The following is an 876-nucleotide window of genomic DNA, read 5'->3' on the forward strand; positions in this document are numbered from 1 at the left end:
TTCAGCTTTACGATAATGTTGTGGGATGTCAACCACATTTCCGTCACTATCAGCATAAAAATATTTTAAACCAACGTCAATACCGACACAATGTAAGGAAGGTTCGTATTCTTTTAGTTTTATTGCTCTCACATCCTCTTTGATGTTGAACTGCACATAATAACCGTCAGCACGTTTAACAATCCTCACTCTTTTAATCTGATCAATTTGAAAATAGTTTAAATCTCTACTCCCTTTAAGTTTTAATTTACCTATTTCCTTTTTGTCAGTGAAAGTGATAGATTTTCTATCATCAGACAATTTCCAACCGCTAGTCTTATATTCTACGCTTCTCTGATTTTTTTTGTATTTTGGATAGCCTTTTTTTTTGAGATTGGGCTTTTTACAATTATCGTAGAAACGAGAAATAGCAGACCAAGTTGGTTCTACAGAAGCCTGACAAGCACTTGAGTTTAAATCGGCAACAAAAGGAAACTCTTTACGCAACAAGGTAGAGTAGGAATATAAACCTTTTTGTCCTACCCCTTTATTGTCCATCCAAAAGCGAAGAGATTTATTGCGAATAAACTTCACTGTTCTAATCGCTTCATCGATAGCTTGGTATTGAGTTGTTTTGCCGATTGCTTTAAACTCTAAAATAAACATTTTTACTTTGTTTATGCTAACGTAATAATCTTAACATGATAAAATTAAAAATGACAACTAATTTTAAAAAAAATATTCACTGCACCCTCAAGGGTGTCGCAATACATCCCAGGACTAAAGCCTCCGATGCTCTATGCGAAGTTATTGTAAAAATAGATAAATTTACCTTCTGACTTTCATCAGTATCAAGGTTTGAAACTTATTCTACAGATACTAACACAACAGTAATAT

1 protein-coding gene is annotated in these 876 nt (G+C 33.3%); it reads right to left on the reverse strand.

Features of this window, described 5'->3' with window-relative positions:
* Positions 1–645 (reverse strand): transposase (locus FWJ34_RS19405; protein WP_308256967.1); only part of this gene is annotated, 645 nt, incomplete at its 3' end.
* Positions 646–876 lie beyond the last annotated feature (231 nt).

Origin of the sequence: Geminocystis sp. GBBB08, assembly GCF_016743215.1 — a bacterium.
Taxonomy (GTDB): Bacteria; Cyanobacteriota; Cyanobacteriia; order Cyanobacteriales; family Cyanobacteriaceae; genus Geminocystis.